The organism is Sphingobium cyanobacteriorum, assembly GCF_030580935.1.
Lineage (GTDB): Bacteria > Pseudomonadota > Alphaproteobacteria > Sphingomonadales > Sphingomonadaceae > Sphingobium > Sphingobium cyanobacteriorum.
Genome location: NZ_JAUQOM010000019.1, coordinates 1 through 16,759, shown reverse-complemented (window position 1 = coordinate 16,759; position 16,759 = coordinate 1). Strand labels below are relative to the sequence as shown.

General features: G+C 65.0%; 18 protein-coding genes. 15 read left to right on the top strand and 3 right to left on the bottom strand.

Going from position 1 to position 16,759, the window contains the following annotated elements; all coding sequences use genetic code 11:
• The 13 genes from traC to Q4610_RS19510 all read left to right on the top strand — a co-directional run bounded on the left by traC (nt 1) and on the right by Q4610_RS19510 (nt 14,479).
• The gene (traC, locus tag Q4610_RS19570) at nt 1-2,592 is read left to right on the top strand and encodes a type IV secretion system protein TraC (protein ID WP_304537550.1); all 2,592 of its coding nucleotides are present in this window, start codon (nt 1-3) and stop codon (nt 2,590-2,592) included.
• Between the two features lie 4 nt (nt 2,593-2,596).
• Complete coding sequence (locus Q4610_RS19565) at nt 2,597-2,956, top strand: hypothetical protein (protein ID WP_304537549.1); 360 nt, start codon at nt 2,597-2,599, stop codon at nt 2,954-2,956.
• Nucleotides 2,949-3,629, top strand: coding sequence for a type-F conjugative transfer system protein TrbI (locus tag Q4610_RS19560; RefSeq protein WP_304537548.1), 681 nt, complete (start codon nt 2,949-2,951; stop codon nt 3,627-3,629). Before Q4610_RS19565 ends, Q4610_RS19560 begins: the two co-directional genes overlap by 8 nt.
• Nucleotides 3,610-4,143, top strand: a complete 534-nt coding sequence (locus Q4610_RS19555) for a S26 family signal peptidase (protein WP_304537547.1) — start codon at nt 3,610-3,612, stop codon at nt 4,141-4,143. The genes Q4610_RS19560 and Q4610_RS19555 overlap by 20 nt, the downstream gene beginning before the upstream one ends.
• A complete protein-coding gene (gene traW / locus Q4610_RS19550; protein WP_304537546.1) occupies nt 4,140-4,799 on the top strand; it encodes a type-F conjugative transfer system protein TraW in 660 nt (219 codons plus the stop codon). The genes Q4610_RS19555 and traW overlap by 4 nt, the downstream gene beginning before the upstream one ends.
• Nucleotides 4,799-5,068: a hypothetical protein gene (locus Q4610_RS19545; protein ID WP_304537545.1), complete on the top strand. Its 270-nt coding sequence runs from the start codon at nt 4,799-4,801 to the stop codon at nt 5,066-5,068. The genes traW and Q4610_RS19545 overlap by 1 nt, the downstream gene beginning before the upstream one ends.
• The gene (traU, locus tag Q4610_RS19540; protein ID WP_304537544.1) at nt 5,068-6,084 is read left to right on the top strand and encodes a conjugal transfer pilus assembly protein TraU; all 1,017 of its coding nucleotides are present in this window, start codon (nt 5,068-5,070) and stop codon (nt 6,082-6,084) included. The genes Q4610_RS19545 and traU overlap by 1 nt, the downstream gene beginning before the upstream one ends.
• Before the next feature lie 10 nt (nt 6,085-6,094).
• On the top strand, nt 6,095-6,841 hold the full coding sequence (trbC, locus tag Q4610_RS19535; RefSeq protein WP_304537543.1) for a type-F conjugative transfer system pilin assembly protein TrbC: 747 nt from the start codon (nt 6,095-6,097) through the stop codon (nt 6,839-6,841).
• Nucleotides 6,838-8,679, top strand: a complete 1,842-nt coding sequence (locus tag Q4610_RS19530; protein ID WP_304537542.1) for a conjugal transfer protein TraN — start codon at nt 6,838-6,840, stop codon at nt 8,677-8,679. The genes trbC and Q4610_RS19530 overlap by 4 nt, the downstream gene beginning before the upstream one ends.
• Before the next feature lie 21 nt (nt 8,680-8,700).
• Nucleotides 8,701-9,096 carry a hypothetical protein gene (locus Q4610_RS19525; RefSeq protein ID WP_304537567.1) on the top strand — a complete coding sequence of 132 codons (396 nt, stop codon included), beginning with the start codon at nt 8,701-8,703 and terminating at the stop codon, nt 9,094-9,096.
• A 234-nt stretch (nt 9,097-9,330) separates the two neighbouring features.
• Nucleotides 9,331-10,155, top strand: coding sequence for a conjugal transfer protein TraF (locus Q4610_RS19520; protein ID WP_304537541.1), 825 nt, complete (start codon nt 9,331-9,333; stop codon nt 10,153-10,155).
• Nucleotides 10,156-10,220: 65 nt separating this feature from the next.
• Entirely contained in the window at nt 10,221-11,621 is a 1,401-nt protein-coding gene (locus Q4610_RS19515) for a conjugal transfer protein TraH (RefSeq protein ID WP_304537566.1), read from the top strand.
• Between the two features lie 23 nt (nt 11,622-11,644).
• On the top strand, nt 11,645-14,479 hold the full coding sequence (locus Q4610_RS19510; protein WP_304537540.1) for a conjugal transfer protein TraG N-terminal domain-containing protein: 2,835 nt from the start codon (nt 11,645-11,647) through the stop codon (nt 14,477-14,479).
• Between the two features lie 8 nt (nt 14,480-14,487).
• On the opposite strand, the gene Q4610_RS19505 is transcribed toward Q4610_RS19510, so the two are convergent.
• Nucleotides 14,488-14,670: a hypothetical protein gene (locus Q4610_RS19505; RefSeq protein ID WP_304537539.1), complete on the bottom strand. Its 183-nt coding sequence runs from the start codon at nt 14,668-14,670 to the stop codon at nt 14,488-14,490.
• Nucleotides 14,671-14,742: 72 nt separating this feature from the next.
• Here Q4610_RS19505 and Q4610_RS19500 point away from each other — a divergent pair, with 72 nt between their 5' ends.
• Nucleotides 14,743-15,063, top strand: coding sequence for a hypothetical protein (locus tag Q4610_RS19500; RefSeq protein ID WP_304537538.1), 321 nt, complete (start codon nt 14,743-14,745; stop codon nt 15,061-15,063).
• Between the two features lie 186 nt (nt 15,064-15,249).
• Nucleotides 15,250-15,687, top strand: coding sequence for a hypothetical protein (locus Q4610_RS19495; RefSeq protein WP_304537537.1), 438 nt, complete (start codon nt 15,250-15,252; stop codon nt 15,685-15,687).
• Here Q4610_RS19495 and Q4610_RS19490 read toward each other — a convergent pair.
• Nucleotides 15,656-16,144, bottom strand: a complete 489-nt coding sequence (locus tag Q4610_RS19490; protein WP_304537536.1) for a hypothetical protein — start codon at nt 16,142-16,144, stop codon at nt 15,656-15,658. The genes Q4610_RS19495 and Q4610_RS19490 overlap by 32 nt on opposite strands.
• Entirely contained in the window at nt 16,062-16,334 is a 273-nt protein-coding gene (locus Q4610_RS19485; RefSeq protein WP_304537535.1) for a type II toxin-antitoxin system Phd/YefM family antitoxin, read from the bottom strand. The genes Q4610_RS19490 and Q4610_RS19485 overlap by 83 nt, the downstream gene beginning before the upstream one ends.
• Between the last annotated feature and the right edge of the window lie 425 nt (nt 16,335-16,759).

Below are 16,759 nucleotides of genomic sequence, written 5' to 3'. Positions count from 1 at the left end.
ATGAGCGCCAAGCCAGGCTTCTTCGACAACCTGATCTCCGGCGTGTTCGGCGACAGCAAGCGGCCCGACGCTCAGCGGCCCGACCTGGCGGTGCCGATGCTGGCGCACTGGCTGCCCTATCGCAGCTACGACCCCAAGACGGGCATCTTCTACAACTCCGCGTCGCGCGGTTTCGTGATCGAGGTCTCGCCGCTGGTCGGTGCCGACGAGCGCACGGGCGAGATCCTCACGCAGTTTCTCTCCGAGGGCATCCCGGCGCCGGGTTCCCTGCAGTTCCACGACTGGATGAGCCCGCGCATCAGCGAACGGCTCTCCAAATGGTATCTACCGCGCTACTCGGCGAGCGGCGTCTACGAGCGCATGGCGAAGCACCGGGTCGACTTCCTGACGGACGGGGTCTGGAACTCGCTATCGGCCGACGCCCCGTTCTGCCTTCGCAACCATCGCGTTGCGATCTCCTACTCGACGCCTGAGAGCTCGAGCGTCTCGAACGAGGAGATCGTGGCCGTCATGGACGGGCTGATCTCGGTGCTCGGCTCGATCGGCGTGTCGGCGCGCAAGATGGACCCGGTCGCGCTGATCGGCTGGATCGACGACATCACCTCGCCCACGACCGCGGCCGGAGAGGACGTGGTGAGCTACAACCCGCTCGATCCGATCTCCGACCAGGCGGTGCGACGCGACATCGAGATGAAGGTCGACCCCGACCGCATCCTTCTTCGGACCGAGCGCTTCCGGCCGACCGGCAAGGAGGTCGACGGTGCGCCGGAGATCGGCGAGATCTATCCCGACGTTTTCGACGTCCGCTCCTTCTCGGTGCGGAACCTGCCCCAGCGGTGGGCCCCCTGGGACTGCGCCCGGCTGATCGGCGATATGTTCGCCGACAAGCTGCGCATGCCGTGCCCGGTGGCGACGAACCTCTGCCTCGACTTTCCCGATCCCCAGGCCGCGACCAACAAGGCCAGCTTCAAGTTCATGCGGACCACGAGCCTCGCCGACTCCAAGTCGGCGCGGTTCCTGCCGCAGCTCCGCGACCAGTCGCAGGAATGGAAGTTCGTCAACGACGAGATCCGCCAGGGGCGCAAGCTGGTGCGGCTATTCTACAGCGTCACCTCGTTCTCGCCGAAGGGGAAGGGGGACGCCAACGAGCGTATCCTGAAGTCGGTGTACCGCGCCGCAGGCTGGGACCTGCTGGACGATCGCTACCTGCAGGTCATGGGGCTCCTTTGCGCCATGCCGATGACGATGGCGAACGGCCTGGCCAAGGACCTCGAGCGCATGAAGCGCATGCGGACGATGCTCAGCACGACCGCGGCGAACCTCGCGCCGATCCAGGGCGAGTATCTGGGCGGTCATACGCCCCACCTCCTGCTGATCGGCCGGCGCGGCCAGCCCTTCTTCTGGAGCCCGTTCGAGAACGCCGCAGGCAACCACAACGTCGCGGTGTTCGGGAAGAGCGGCAGCGGCAAGTCGGTCGCGCTGCAGGAGCTGTGCGCGTCGCTGTGCGGCGCCGGGTCGAAGGTGGTGGTGATCGACGACGGGCGGTCGTTCGAGCACTCCGCCAAACTGCAGGGCGGCGCGTTCGTCGAGTTCACGATGTCGAGCGGCTTCTGCCTCAACCCGTTCTCGATGATCGACGAAAAGCAGGCGGCCGAGGACGAGGACTACCTGCTCGATTGCATGGCGATGCTCAAGGCCATCGTGAACCAGATGTCGCGGCACATCGACCGGCTCACCGATACCGAGCGCGGCCTGATCGACGGAGCGGTCAATCGCGTCTGGGAGGCCAAGGGTCGCAACGGCTCGATCGACGACGTGATCGCCACGCTGAACGACACCGGCAACGAGCTCGCGTCGCACCTCGCGATCGCGATGATGCCGTTCTCCAGTGCGGGCACCTACGGCAAGTTCTTCAAGGGCGAGGTCTCCTTCGAGCTGCAGGCGCAGCTCACCGTCTTCGAGCTCTCCGACCTGTCCTCGCGCGAGGAGCTGCGCAGCGTCGTGCTGACCGCGATCATGTTCATGTCGCAGCAGATGATGCGCAAGGTCGACCGCTCGATCCCCAAGGCGCTGCTCCTGGACGAGGCGTGGCAGATGCTTCGGGGCGGCGCGATGGCGGACTTCATTGAGACCTATGCGCGTACCTGCCGCAAATATGGCGCCTCGCTCGTCACCGCGACGCAGTCGCTGAACGACTATTACAAGTCGGCCGGCAGCATTGCGGCGCTGGAGAACAGCGACTGGTTTGTGATCCTGCAGCAGAAGCCGGAGACGATCGCCGACTTCAAGAAGCACGACCGCTTCGAGATGGACGATTACACCGATGCGCTCCTGCGCTCGCTGAAGCGGAACGGGTTCGAATATTCGGACATCATGATCAAGGGGCCGGAGACGCTGGCGGTGGGCCGGCTCGTCCTCGACCCCTATTCGGCCGCGCTGTTCTCGTCGAGCCCGCGCACCTTCGCCGCGATTGAGGCGCTCGTGCACGAGGGCCTGACGATGGACGAGGCGATCGAGCGCATCGCCTATCCCAACAACCCCGAGAAATGGGCGATGCCTGCCGAAGAGCCGGCGGCCATCGCGGCGGAGTAACGACATGGCGACCATCCCGGCCCCGGCGGACGCCGCCCTCGAGCGGCCCAAGGGCAAGCTCGACGTCGGCTTCCTGCTCTACTTCTACCTGCACATGGCGGGTTTCCTCGCCACGACGCTCCTCATCACCTGGGGTGTGTTCGTGCTGTTCTTCCTCGCGATCGGCGGGCTGTCGGTCGATGGCATGATGCACCAGCTCAACAACATGGCGAGCCGGTACGTCGCGGCCGACGTGGAGCGCATCGCCTCCTTCAAGCACGTCCTCATCGTCGCGCACTTGGTTCTCTCGGCCGCGGTCATCTTCTTCCGTCGCCACAGCATCCTCCCTGCGCGCGACCCCAAGCGGAGCAAGGCCAATGGCTGACCAGCCCGAACTCGATCTCCCCACCCCCGCGACCCCCGCCGCATCGGCGCCGATCGTCCGCGCCAAGCGCGGGTTCGGCGGCTTCACGCGCGGTCAGCTCCTGATGGGCGCCGCGCTCGTCGTGGCGCTGATCTGGTCGATGTGGGTCACGAAGGCGCTCGTCGCGCCCCGCGAGGAGCATATCGTCAAGGCAAGCCTTTCGAGCATCGTCGGCGAGTACGTCACGGCGCAGGCCCGAGCTGCCTCGCCGCCCGCGCAGGTCGAGGCCGAGATGCGGACGTTCATGTCGTCGCTCAAGCACGAGATCCAGCGGCGGAGCGAAAAGGGCCAGGTCGTGCTCGTCGGCGAGGCGGTCCTCACCGAGAACGTGCCGGACATCACCGACAGCCTGAAGAAGGCGGTCTACGCCAGCGGCATCCACCAGCCCCGGCCGGCGAGCGTTCAGGAACTGCAGCAGCTGCAGCAGCAGCTCGCTCCCGCAGCCGCACCGCAGCCCCTCGCCGTCGCACCGATGATGGGATCGCAAGGGGCGACGATCGACCCGATGAGCGGCGTTCCGCCGGTCGCAGGCGGGCAGCAGGCGATGCCCACCACGATGCCCGGTGCCCCGGCCGGCGTGGCGGGAGCCATGGTTTCGTCCTTCGGAGGTCCCAATGGCAACGGCGGTCAGTGATCTCGCGCCTCCCAGGAGCGGGCGCAAGCTGCGCTGCGGCCTGTTCGGGGCGTTCGTTGCCGGTAGCGTCATCCTCGGCGCGATCAGCGAGTGGCGGGACAAGCACGCGCTCCTGATCAACACGACGGACTCGCTGCCCAACTGGGCGTTCGTCATCCACAAGAACCAGGTGCCGGCGCGCGGCGAGTACGTCTTCTTCCTTCCGCCCAAGAGCGAGCTTGTCCGTCGCCACTTCGGGTCGAAGCCTGAGATGTTCGGCAAGATCGTCTATGGGATGCCGGGCGACACGGTCCGACACTGGGGCAGGCTCGTGACGGTCAATCACCGTGTCGTCGCCTATACCAAGCCCTTCACCAAGGCGGGCGAGCCGCTGGCCATCGGCCCGAGCGGCGTCATCCCGGCGGGCTGCTACTATGTCGGCACTCCACACAAGGATGGGTTCGACTCCCGCTACGCGGCGATCGGTTTCGCCTGTCAGCGGCAGATCGTCGGCACCGGCGAGGCCATCCTGTGATCCGCGCCGTCGCCGCGTCGCTTGCCGGCGTCGCTTGTCTCGGAGCCGCGGTGCTGCTCACGGGATCGGAGCGGAGCGAAGCGCGCGATTTCGGCCAGCTCGGGCAGACGTTCCCGGTGGTCGAGGCCGATCTTCTCGCCACGATCGAGGCACGCCTGCAGCGCGCTCAGGCGACGGGCGAGATGGACCGTGTCAACGCGGCGTTCGCCAAGCGGGTCGAGGCGAAGGTGCGTCGGCCGGTCCCCGTCTCCGGGATCACGCCCGCGGAGGAAGCGCGGACTTGGAACTATGATCCGACCATCACGCTCGAGCGCGAGATCCGTGACCACAAGGGACAGGTGATTGCGGAGGCGGGCCAGCGGATCAATCCGCTCGATTTCGTATCCATGCGGCAGAGCCTCGTGTTCGTCGACGGCGACGATACGGCGCAGGTCGACTGGGCGACCAAGCGGTTCACCGAGCTCAATGCGAAGATCATCTTCGTCAACGGCTCGCCGATCGAATCCATGACCGCCCGCAAGCGCCGGTTCTTCTTCGACCAGGAGGGCCGTCTCACCGGCAAGTTCGGCATCCGTCACACGCCGGCCGTCGTGGAGCAGACGGGCAAGCTCCTCCACGTCTCGGAGACGGTCCTCAAGCCTGGAGCGAAAAGCTGATGCCCCTCTGGCTGGATCTTCTCCGTACCCCGATGGCGGCACCCGAAACGCGCTCGCTGCGCCGCATGCGGCTGACCTGGCAGGGGCTTTGCCTGTCGGTCGCGGTCTTCATCGGCTTCTTCGCTCAGGTGCATGCGGCTCTCGGCCGCGCAGCTCCGTGCCTTGCCGTTGCGCTCCTCGTCGCGACCGGGCTCTACTCGTTGATGTATCTCCGGCGGAAGAACGCGGCCGACAACGCGTTCCTCGAGCGGACAGGGGAGCCGGGCTGATGCGCTGGCTGCGCGCGCTGGTCGGCGTCCTCGGTCTGTTGCTGGTGACGGTGGCCTTGTCCCCGCGCGCCGACGCCGCGCCGACCTGCACCGGGAAGTTTGTCAACCCGATCACCGACGTCTGCTGGTCGTGCCTCTTCCCGCTCTCGATCGGGGCCGCGAAGATCTGGCCGGGCAACCGTCCCGACACCCACAATCCGGCATCGCCGATCTGTGCCTGCGCCGACCCACTTCCGCGCATCGGGATCTCGGTAGGGTTCTGGGAGCCGGCGAGGCTTGCCGACGTCACGATGAAGCCGTGGTGCTTCTCCAATCTGGGCGGAACGCGGATCGCGCCGGGGTTCGACATCGGGCAGGGCTACCTGACCGGCCCGTCGATGGTCGGCGGGCGTTCGCAAAGCACGGCCAAGTGGCACGTCCACTGGTACGTCTACCCGCTCCTCTACTGGATGGAGATCCTTACCGACTTCGTCTGCTTCGAGCAGGCGTCGTTCGACATCGCCTACATGACCGAGGTCGATCCGCTCTGGCAGGATGACTCGCTCACCGCGATCATCAATCCCGAGGCTGTCGTCTTCGCCAACCCCATCGCGCAGGCCGCGTGTGCCGGCGACTGCATCGCGGGGACGGCCGAGCTTCCGCTCGACGCGCTGTTCTGGTGTGCCGGGTGTCAGGGCAGCATGTATCCCCTGAACGGGAACATCCCCGCCTCGATCGGGCACGTCCAGTCCTCGCGTCTCGCCCTGTCCCGGTTCGCCTACAAGATGCACCGAGAGGGGCTCGCCTGGGGAACGATGGGGTCGGAGGGCCTCTGCAAGAAGTACCTGATGCCGATCATGCGGAAGCAGCAATACCGCTTCCAGATGGTGAACCCGATTCCGACGGTGAGCGGGCGGTTCGCCTGCTCGGCGATCGGTGCGTCGACGATGCCGCCCGATGCTGGCCGCGCCTTCCCGGCCGGCGGCGAGGACATGGGCTATCTCGTCTGGCGCAAGCGCAACTGCTGCGTGTTCTGAGGAGGGAAGCATGCGCCTTTTGACCATGGGCATCGCCGCGCTTCTCGGGACCGCCGGCATGTCGGCGATCCTCGCGCAGACTGTCGACGGGCTCGATGTTCAGGCCGTCAAGAAGAGGGCCGCGGACATCGCTGCGGAGGCGCAGGCCTTCGTCGACCAGGTGAAGGATCGTGGCGACGAGTTCCGCGAGCAGGCGACCGTCGTCCGAAAGGGCGGCATGGAGAACATGCAGAGGGTCGCCGCGACGGACCTGCCCAAGGGGCCGGACGGCAAGATCGACTTCGACGAGCTGGTGCAGGGCGCGGCCAACAATGCGAACACGCCCGGCGGCGACGCGCCTCAGTTCATGGTCTTCGCCAGCCTCTCCATGCCGCCGGCGTCGCTCAACCAGCTGATCGCCGACACGGCGAGGGCGGGGGGCGTCGTCGTCTTCCGCGGCTTCCCCAACAACTCGGCCAAGGAGTTCGTCAACCGCCTGGGGCAGGTCGTGCAGAAGGATGACATGCCGAATATCGGCATCGACCCCCGGCTCTTCCGCGCCTTCAACGTGCAGGCCGTGCCGACCTATGTCGCCGTCTCCTCGACGTTCGACCTGTGCGCGGGCTTCCGCTGCGAAACCAAGGTTCCGCCGCACGACAGGCTCGAGGGGAACGTCACGGTCGACTACGCCCTCAACACCTTTGCCGGCGCCAACGGGCCTGGTGCGCGGATCGCCACGGTGGCGCTCGGCAACCTCGCGCGGAGCCGCCAGCAGTGAAGCTCCGCTCCCTCGTCAGCGCGCTCATCGGCGTGTGCCTGGTCGTCAGCCCCGCGGCGGCGCAGCAGATGACGGTCGAGCAGGCGCGCGAGGAAGGCAAGGCGCTCGGCAACGAGAAGCGGCAGGACGGCAGCCTGGTGCCGGATACGGACGCCCAGGCCGAGGCCGTGCCAGGCTATACCGGCACCAACCAGCCCCAGAGCACCTATTTCGACGATCCGGATGCGCTTGTCGCGGCCGGAACGGCGCAGCGGTCGACGAACGAGTCCTACCGGACCGTGACCGATCCGGACCACACCCGGCCGACCTTCAGCAACGCCGAGATCCTCGCCACGACCGACCGTGCGACGCAGGTCGAGAACGATCCCGATGCGTACCTGCAGGGCGAGAACATCGGGTCTGAGAGCGGGCAGTGCCAGCCTTTGCCTCCCGGCTCCGGGTCCGGCGGCTATTACGAGGCGACGTGCAATACCGGAACGAAGGTCGAGGAGACCGCGCCGGTCTGCCGGGTGCCGCTGGTGGTCGACGTCACCCCGGGCGTGAACAAGTACGTCTACACCTGCGAGAATTGGATCATGACGGCGGCGCGGGGCGGCGACAACCGCAACCGGCGCTGCGTGCCGGCATTCAACGCGCCCGTCGCTAACGGTATATGCCGCGAGCGCTCACGGCGCACTGTGTTCTACGACATCTGCCGCCAAGGTAATCCGCGCTTCTGCACCGAGCCCGATGTGGAAGAAGGCGAGGAGATCACCTACGAGTGCGACAGCGCCGCTGTGCCGAACCGGGGCTACACGCTCGAGACCGTCGGGGAGGTCATCAACGAGCGCAAGGACGAAGGGCAGTGCAACAGCGCCACGGCGGATCAGACGTGCGAGCTGGCCGAGGAAACCTGCGTCGACCCGGATCCGACCACGCGCACGATAAACGGTGTCGCCGTCACGCGGGCGTGCTGGCAGTGGGAGCGGAAATATACCTGCCACAAGCTGTCTCAGGGCAATGACTGCGGCGATCTCGCGGGCAACCGCCAATGCACCTTCCTGCGCGAGGAGTGCCTGGACGATCCGCAGGAGGGCGAGTGCAAGGTCAAGGAGAAGGTCTACAAGTGCCCGACTCCGGACGCACCGACGTCTGGCACGCCGCAATATATCTGCGGGAACGACGTCTACTGCATCAACGGCGACTGCGAGCCGATCACGCGCGAGGCGTCGACTGAGTTCAAGGACGCGCTTGTCGCCCTGCACGCGATTGACGATGCCTCGAAGGGCTTCGACCCCAACAATCTGACCGTGTTCTCGGGGACGCGCGAGACGTGTCACAAGCCGGTGTTCGGGCTCATCAACTGCTGCGCCGGCAAGGTGTCGGGCGTTCTGACGGTGGCTGCTGGCGGTGCTGCACTGGCGGGCGGGCCGGCGGCGATCGCCGCGCTCGCGACGCCGTTCCTGACGCTCTTCGCCTGCTCGCAAGACGAGATGAAGCTCGACATCAAGGATCGCATGGGGTTCTGCCACAAGGTCGGAACGTGGTGCTCGTCCAGCTTCCTCGGCATCTGCAAGACGAAGAAGACGGCATATTGCTGCTTTGAGAGCAAGCTCAGCCGCGTGCTGCAGGAGCAGGGCCGCGTCCAGATCAACAAGCCCTGGGGCAAGCCCAAGAACGAGCAGTGCAAGGGCTTCACCATCGCCGAGTTTCAGCAGCTCGACTTGTCGAAGATGGATTTCACCGAAGTCTACGCGGACTTCCTCGACGCGGCCAAGCTGCCCGACGAGGTCCAGACGATGTCCGAGATCCAGCAGAAGATCCAGGACTACTACGACCTGCACGGGGGTCAGCCATGATCGGGGGGCTAAGTGATCGAAATGACGGCCGCGGCAAATGACTTGGTTTCGGCCGGCTCTCCAGCTTGCAACTGGACGATGACGGTGTTCGAACTCGCCATCTTCATGTGCGTGTTCCGCGCACGCCGCCCGCCCAGGGTGGAGGAGATCTGTCAGGTCATCGGGGCATGGTTCGAGTGCGTGGTCGACCCGCCGGTCGCCGCGGCGCCGATCGAGAACATGCTCGCGAACCGCTGGGTTGCCGAGGAAAGCCATTGCTTCCGTGCAACCGAGGAAGGTCGGCGCGCTGCCCGGCCGCTTATGAACGGCATCATCCGGATGCTCGATCAAGGGACACGGCTGATCGACGTCGCCTTGATGATGTCCGTGCTGCGCTTGACGAAGGGAGAGCTGGACAATGGCGTTCGTGATCTTTGAGCCGGCGCTCCTCGCCGCCCTGCTCGCGGGCACGTCGTTACTCATGCCGGGGGCGCCGGTCGCCGCGACCGGCGTAGCGGTCGCATCACCCTGCAACTCGGCTGCCGCGTCCACCGCCGGATTCGACTGCTGCGTCCGCCTCGCGGGCTGGACGGCGCCGGCCCCCACGCCCCCCAACCACTCCGCGTCTGTCCCCTTGGACGATGCGGCCGATCAGAAGGAAGGACGATAACCATGTCGAGAATGGCAAAGCTGGCCATGCTTCTGCTCTCGGTCGCGCCGATGGCTGCGCCGCTTCGAGCGCAGGACGCGCAGGGCCGCGACGACAGCGTCGAGACGGTCGGCCGTGGCGATGACTTCTACTGCGGGGAGCGGAAGCTCGGGCAATGGTTCTACTGCACCAAGCCTAAGCCGGCCGAGACCGCCAAGGCGCAGCCCCAGGTGCCGGAGAAGAGCGCGGCCGAGCGGCTCGCGGCGATCACGCACCAGCTTGATGAACTCAAGGCCAAGGCGATCCTCGACCCGTCCGAGGAGAACGTGATTGCCTATGTGCGCTTCCAGCGCGAGCAGCTCGACCGCGCGTCGACCTTCTCCGACACCTGGCAGCGCGCGCTGTGGCAGAACCCCGACATCGACTACACGCTGCAGCGCCCCGTCAATACGGTCGCCAAGCGCGCATGGCTGGATAACCGCAAGGCGGATCGGGACTCCGTCCTGACCAACCTCGGCCAGCGCTACGGGCTGTTCTACTTCTATGCGCAGAGCTGCGGCGCGTGCGAGGTCTTCGCCCCGATCCTGCGCTCGGTGGCCGACAGTCACCGGATGGCGGTCATGGCCGTCTCGATGGACGGCGGGCCGAGCCGCGACTTCCCCAACTATGTCGTCGACTCGGGCCAGCGCGCGCGGATGGGGATCTCCGGCAACGAGACCCCCGCGCTGGTCCTTTTCGACACCCAGACCAAGCGGACCATCCCGGTCGGCTTCGGCATCCTGAGCGCCGATGAGATCATGGATCGCATCTTCATGCTCACCAACACCAAGGTCGGGAGCGACTACTGATGACCAGTCCTCGCCAACGAGGTCGGCTCCGGAGGCTGGCACATCGCGCTGGCGCTGCGCTGACGATGCTCGCCGCTTCGCACTTCGCCCTGATCGGTGTGGCTCGCGCCGACGTCGCGTCGGAGATGAACGGCTTCTTCAACGACGCCGGCGGTGCCGCGAACGTGACCGGCCCGACCGCCTTTCAGGGGCAGTCGGCGGGGTACTACTCGCTTGGCAACGTCTGGACGCGCTTCCCGCAGAAGAGCGTGTCGCCGTTCAACCTCCAGCTTCCGAGCGCGCGGGCGGGATGCGGCGGCATTGACCTGTTTTCGGGTTCGTTCAGTTTCATCAATGCGTCCGAGATCGTGGCGATGCTGAAGGCGACCGCCAACAACGCGCTCGGTTTCGCCTTCAAGCTCGCCATCGACAGCGTCTCGCCCGAGATCGGCAAGGTCATGGACGAGTTCAGCCAGAAGGCGCAGCTCCTCAACCAGATGAACATTTCGAGCTGCGAGACGGCGCAGGCGCTCGTGGGCGGCATCTGGCCGCAGATGGAGACCACGCGCTCGACGATTTGCGAGGCGGTCGGCAACAGCCAGGGGGTGTTCTCCGACTGGGCGGCATCGCGCCAGGGCTGCAACAATGGCGGTCAGCGCGATGGCACGCTCGCCGGCAACAGCGATCCGCACATGAAGGATCAGATCGTCGGCGATCCGCATAACTACACCTGGGAGGCGCTAAAGAAGTCGTCGAAGTTTGGTGCGTTCGACCAGTCCTTCTCCGAATATGTGATGACGCTCGTCGGTACGATCGTCACCACTCCGCCGACGGACAGCAACAGCGGCCCGAAGGTGGTGATCTATGGCCCGGCCGAGGAAGCGGTCGTCACCGCGCTGCTCGATGGCACCGCGAGCGCGCCGCAGGTCAAGATCCTGAAGTGCAACAACGATCCCTGCACGGACGTCTCCGACCAGACGCTGAGCGTGCCGGAATCGAGCGCACTCCGTCCGCGTATCGCGACGATGATCAAGAGCATGAGTTCGAAGATCCGCAGCGACACCGCGCTCGATGCGGCCGAGAAGCAGCTGCTCAACATGGCCACGGTGCCGATCTACAAGATCCTCGCCGTCCAGGCCTATGCCCACTACGCCCTCACGGACGGCGAGATCCAAACGCTCTCGGAGATCGTTGCGGTCGACCTGCTGAACGCGATGCTCGACAACATGCTCGACCGTGTCGAGCAGGCGAAGGTCTTCTACCAGACGGCGGACCAGGAGACCGCGGGGCAGTGGCGCCAGCAGATCGCGGCGACCCGCACCAAGTTCGCTCAGCGCGACGTGAAGCTGAGCAACAAGCTGCAGGTCACGATGCAGATCATCAACCGCAGCATTATGCTGGAGTCGACGCTGCAGAACACGATGTCGCCGGGGATGTCCTCGGCGCTCAGCTTCTCGCGGGGGTTGAACGCGCAAGGCTTGCTCTAAGCGCGTAGAGGGAGGGTAGCGACGTGCTCGAAGTCTTCACCGTCGGCGGGGGCGAGTATCTCGTCAACACCTTCAATGCCGTCGCCGCCTGGGCCGGAGGAGGGGGCTACCGCTCCCTCCTGCGCGTCGTGATGGTGATGGGCCTGATCTACTCCCTGCTCGTCGTCGCCTTCACGCTCAACTTCCGCGCTTGGATGAACTGGTTTCTGCAGGCGACCGGCATCTACCTGTGCCTCATGGTGCCGACGATCGACGTGAAAGTCACGGATCGCATCAATCCCAGCCTGGCGCCGGCGACGGTTGCGAACGTGCCGCTGGGGCTCGGCGTGCTGGCGAGCTTCACGACGCAGATCGGCGACTGGCTGACGCGAACGGCCGAGACGGTGTTCGTCATGCCCGGAGAGCTCAACTATACGACCAACGGCATGGTCTATGGCGCGCGGCTGTTCGACGCGACGCGCAACTTCGTGATCCGCGATGCGGAGTTCTCGACCAACCTGGAGAACCACTTCAAGAACTGTCTCTTCGGCGATGTTATGCTCTATCAGAAGTCGCTCACCAACCTCGCCAAAGCGACCGACCTGTGGGCTGCGATCGGGCCGGGATCGGAGGCGCGGTCGCAGGAATGGCTGGAGCGACAGGGGGACGGCACGGTCCAGAACTTCATCGTCACCTGTCGGCAGGCCTATGACACGCTGAATGGTCAGTGGACCGGCATGATAGAGGCGAATGCCGAGCCTTGGGCGAAGGAGGTCTATCCCAAGCTGAGCAATGCCGTCGCCGCCGCGAAGCTGAAGCACGACGTCCCGATCGTGAACCAAGCCTTCACTGGGTCGGGTAACGACTTTACCGGCGTCATGCGACAGAACACGGCGATCAACGCCTTCATGCAGGCGCGCAACTCGATGGCGGGTGGAAGCGGGGCGGCGTCGATCGACACGTTCGCGCAGACGCGCGCCGACATACAGGCGCGCAACACCTACAACTCGATTGCGCAGCAGGCGATGGCGTGGGTGCCTATCCTGAACATCGTGCTGACCGTCGTTTTCTTCGCGATGTTCCCGGTGATCTTCCCGCTTTTCCTCTTGCCCCAGACGGGTCTCAGTACCCTGAAGGGCTACGCGATGGGGTTCTTCTATCTCGCGTCGTGGGGGCCGCTTTACGTCATCCTGCACATGATCTGCATGACGCGGGCCGAGAACGCCGCCAACGGCGTCGCCACGGGAGGGATGTCGCTGGGTAGCTATGCCGGCATAGGCGCGGTCAATGGCGAGACGGCGACGATCGCCGGCTTCATGCTGATGAGCATCCCATTCCTCGCGGCAGGTCTCGCGCGCGGAGCGATGTCGATCGCGGGACAGGCCACGTCGATGCTGGCGCCGGCGCAGAACGCGGCCGAGGCCGCGGCGCTGGAGCAGACCACCGGCAACTACTCCTACGGCAACGTGAGCTGGGCCAATTCGACCTCGAACATGCGTCAGGCCGATCAGTGGTCGACCGCGCCGAGCTTCATGGGCGGCGCTGCCAGCGTCGGGTGGCGGCAGGACAACGGCGCGATGATCAACGGGTTCGGGAACGGCCAGGACGTCTTCGACACCAGCGGCGCTATTTCGCGCCTCGGGTTCACACCGACGATGTCGACCGGCACCGTGGCCGAGTGGCGGCAGATGGCGAGCGAGGCGCATCGCCAGTCTCAAGCCTTCGACAATGCGGCGCAGGAGATGATCACCTGGACGAAGACCGATCGCAGCGGGACCAGCACGTCGAGCGAGCGGTCCTCCGGTTGGGACTCGAGCAGCGGTCGATCCTCTAACACCTCTATCGAGCAGTTTGATCGCACAACCGGCAGCAGCTCGCAGGGCACGGAAGACCGCTCATCGATAGGTCAGAGTCAACGTGTGTCCGACGGCCATGATCGGAACGCTGGGACCGTAGACCAAGTCGGTGGGCGCTTAGACGCAGGTATTGGCGGGAACCGCGGTGGCTCTGGTGGGGGAGGACGCTCCGGAGGTCGGGGCGGCGCCTTGGGGCGTGTATTGGGCGCGCTTCCGGGTGCTGGAATCTCCGTCAGCAAAACGGGATCGCAGCAGGACACTCTCCGCCACGGCACCGACAACACGCGCTCTTCCGATAGCTCTAGTTCGTCGAGCAGCGGGGTTCGAGACGAGCATTCGAACGGCACCGGCGCCACTTCGTCGGATGGCACCTATGACCGCTCGGGCAACTTCAGCAGGGCCTCGACGTCGTCCAGTTCTTCGATGTCGCACGAACAAGCACTCGCCCGCGCACGCTCGTACACCGAAACGGCCCGGAAGCTCGAGGAGCTGTCGCAGCAGCTATCGCGTGATGCCAGCTATGCCGAGACGCATGGCATGCAACTCAGCGAGAACATGAGCCAGGATCTTTCTCAGTGGTATCGTGCGCAGCAGGCCACCAACCCAGGCCTCGACGCGCCCGAACTCTGGGCGACGGATCTCAGCGATCATCAGCGCGCGGTCCGTCAGGAGATGATCACGCGCTGGATGCGCGAGAAGCAGGATGGCATTCGCGCGGAAATCGCAGGCAAGCTCCACGAGCCGGATCTTGTGGAGGTTCATCGTCCCGGCGTCGATAGCGCGACCGACGTCGCTGGCTCGTATCGCCCGCATGGCGTTTCGGGGATCCCGTCTGGACCTGGCGGTGGTGATCCACGAGCTGCTCAGGCTATTATCGAAGCTGGGGGCGAGCGTTTGGAGGGTGATCGTGCGGCCGCGCAGGCTTCGCGGACCAACGCCGTTCAAGGGTCAGTAGACGTCCAACTGGAAGTGAACCGCGATCACAATCGCGGCTTCTTCAATGATCCGAAGCTGCGGGAGTGATCGCGGTGCTAGATGGCAAGTGTCATGTACGCGCCGAGTGCGATGACGATCAGCACGCCGATGACCTGACCGATGACGGTGCCGGCGGTAATTGGCACATCGCGCTCGTCCGTCGCAGGCGCGTCTTCGATGAGGAGAAGAGGCCCCGATGGACGGTCCTGAGTGACCAGCAAGGTATGCGTGTCCAGCATGTGAGAAACCTCCGAACCTTTTCAACATACAAGGTTCGAGGTTTGTTCACAAGCAAAGGAGGGAGCAGCTAGATGGCGACGCGGCAACCCCGGCGAGAGGATCGGAAAAGTCCGCTCGATGAGCTGAATCTCGCGGACACGGCGGTATTCGGCTTTTCGTGGATGCTGGTGATGGCGGTAGGGCTGATGCCGATCGTGGACGCGAGCCTCAAGCGTTCGCCCTCGATCTCCATGCCGGTGACGATCGCGTTCTTCGTCGCCGTCGCGAGCGGGATCGCGCTCCGCCGGCGCTATAGCTGGATGGGCCTCGTTCTCCATATCTTCGGTCAGATCGTCATCTGGCTATCGATCTTCTGCATGTCGCTCGCGATCGCGCTGTACGCGGCAGGGTAGGTTAAGCCCTCATGCTTGGCGCATCTGCGTCGTATGTGAACTGTTAGCTATCGTCTCGTAGGTTCGACAGGGCGACAGGGCGCCGGCTGAGAGGAGGCTAGTATAACGACCTATCCCGGCGACCAGGCCGACTGCTGGCAAATCCTCGATCTCGCGCACGAGTATCGGCGAAGTTGCAGTCACCTGATGGCTTGTGATCGTGCCCGCGGTCCGCACTGCCTCGCTCCCGCGCGACTGCTGGCGATCCACGCGATTGAGCTCTACCTAAACGCTTTGCTGCTCGGCTGCGGCGATACCGCCCGTGATGTGCGCGGATTACAGCACGATCTTGCGCGTCGCACTGAGCGGGCGCAGGAGCTCGGCTTGTCTTTAAGGGCTAAGACAACCACGCACCTCAATTCGCTTGCCTCGACGCGGGAATATCTGTCGGCACGATATGGGCCGGAAATGAGCGCGACGTGGTCACAGCTCAACCGCCTGACTGCTTCTCTCGAGGAAGTTGGCAAGAAGGTGACGCTTATTCTGGATCAACGGCGTGCTACCCTCCACACCAATGGCTCCTCGTCCGTGCAGCAGTCGGCAAGTGCGACGGCTAGTCGTCTCGATCGACCGGCCGTCCAATAGCGGCAGCAAGCATTGTGTCCCGCACCTGGCGGAACAGGCCGGCAGGGATGAAACCGTAGCTGACCTCTGGCTCGCGGCCGCGGATGGGGCGAATGTCGTAGCCCGGCCAGGCGAAGCGGTTCCATTCGTCGCAGATGATCCACGAGCGCTCGGCCGAGAGGCCGAGCTGCTCGCGCACGATCCTGGGCACCTCGACCGCCGGTTGTCCGCGGCGCGGCGGCTTGGTCGACATCGGCACGACATGCGCCTGGTCGAGACCGTCGACGCTCTGCGTCACGAGGACGACAGCGACCGGGCGGTCCTTGACGCCTTCGTCGCGACCCTCGCGATACTCGGCTTCCCAGAGATAGCTGTAGTTAAGAACTTGGCCGGGCTTAGGCGCGCCCGAGCCGGGCTTCTGCTTCTTCGCACTCGGGCGCGGGCTCGACGGCCCGGAGCGCTTCGAGGGTATCGTCATCCAGATCCTCCACGCGGCCCGCGACCCGCTCACGGCGGCGCAGGCGCTCATATTCATCGACAGGGACCATGACGAAGCGGACGCGGCCGTTCCGGCTGACGCCGACGGGACGGATCATCGCCTCGTCGGAGTATCGGCCGAACTGCTTTTGCAGCTCACCCGATGGCACGACTTCCATACTCTTCGCCATGTGCGGCGCTCCTTCCTCGGGTGCTGACCTGTTACCTTGCCTGTCCGGGAGCTGCCTCTCGCTTCCACACTTGAGCCCGGCCTCTACGGCTAGGATCCTTGCACCTATGCAGCAGCTCTTATTCCCTGCCGGGGCCTATCATCTGGATCTGTTACTTCCCGAACGCTCTTGCGGAGCCGTCCACCTAAAAGGCGGAACACCCGGCAAATAGGCCAAATCCGGGAAACCGTCAACAGGTGGTGTCGGTTTTCTTAAAAGAATGGATGTTCTGCACAGGGCATCCGTTGCCTGATATAGTAGACGGCTCTGTTGCAAAAATCGTGAAGCTTGAGCATGCTTGGCGGAGATTGGACGGACGGAACGATGACGGATTTCAAGTGGCGCCATTTCCAGGGTGATGTGATCCTGTGGGCGGTGCGCTGGTA

Coding starts and splice junctions, on each gene's coding strand:
- Q4610_RS19490 (WP_304537536.1), bottom strand. CDS start 16,144: ATGACGATACCCTCGAAGCGCTCCGGGCCGTCGAGCCCGCGCCCGAGT.
- Q4610_RS19545 (WP_304537545.1), top strand. CDS start 4,799: ATGCCCCTCTGGCTGGATCTTCTCCGTACCCCGATGGCGGCACCCGAA.
- traC (WP_304537550.1), top strand. CDS start 1: ATGAGCGCCAAGCCAGGCTTCTTCGACAACCTGATCTCCGGCGTGTTC.
- Q4610_RS19505 (WP_304537539.1), bottom strand. CDS start 14,670: ATGCTGGACACGCATACCTTGCTGGTCACTCAGGACCGTCCATCGGGG.
- Q4610_RS19520 (WP_304537541.1), top strand. CDS start 9,331: ATGTCGAGAATGGCAAAGCTGGCCATGCTTCTGCTCTCGGTCGCGCCG.
- Q4610_RS19565 (WP_304537549.1), top strand. CDS start 2,597: ATGGCGACCATCCCGGCCCCGGCGGACGCCGCCCTCGAGCGGCCCAAG.
- traU (WP_304537544.1), top strand. CDS start 5,068: ATGCGCTGGCTGCGCGCGCTGGTCGGCGTCCTCGGTCTGTTGCTGGTG.
- Q4610_RS19555 (WP_304537547.1), top strand. CDS start 3,610: ATGGCAACGGCGGTCAGTGATCTCGCGCCTCCCAGGAGCGGGCGCAAG.
- Q4610_RS19495 (WP_304537537.1), top strand. CDS start 15,250: ATGGCTTGTGATCGTGCCCGCGGTCCGCACTGCCTCGCTCCCGCGCGA.
- trbC (WP_304537543.1), top strand. CDS start 6,095: ATGCGCCTTTTGACCATGGGCATCGCCGCGCTTCTCGGGACCGCCGGC.
- Q4610_RS19485 (WP_304537535.1), bottom strand. CDS start 16,334: ATGGCGAAGAGTATGGAAGTCGTGCCATCGGGTGAGCTGCAAAAGCAG.
- Q4610_RS19500 (WP_304537538.1), top strand. CDS start 14,743: ATGGCGACGCGGCAACCCCGGCGAGAGGATCGGAAAAGTCCGCTCGAT.
- Q4610_RS19525 (WP_304537567.1), top strand. CDS start 8,701: ATGACGGCCGCGGCAAATGACTTGGTTTCGGCCGGCTCTCCAGCTTGC.
- Q4610_RS19515 (WP_304537566.1), top strand. CDS start 10,221: ATGCTCGCCGCTTCGCACTTCGCCCTGATCGGTGTGGCTCGCGCCGAC.
- Q4610_RS19560 (WP_304537548.1), top strand. CDS start 2,949: ATGGCTGACCAGCCCGAACTCGATCTCCCCACCCCCGCGACCCCCGCC.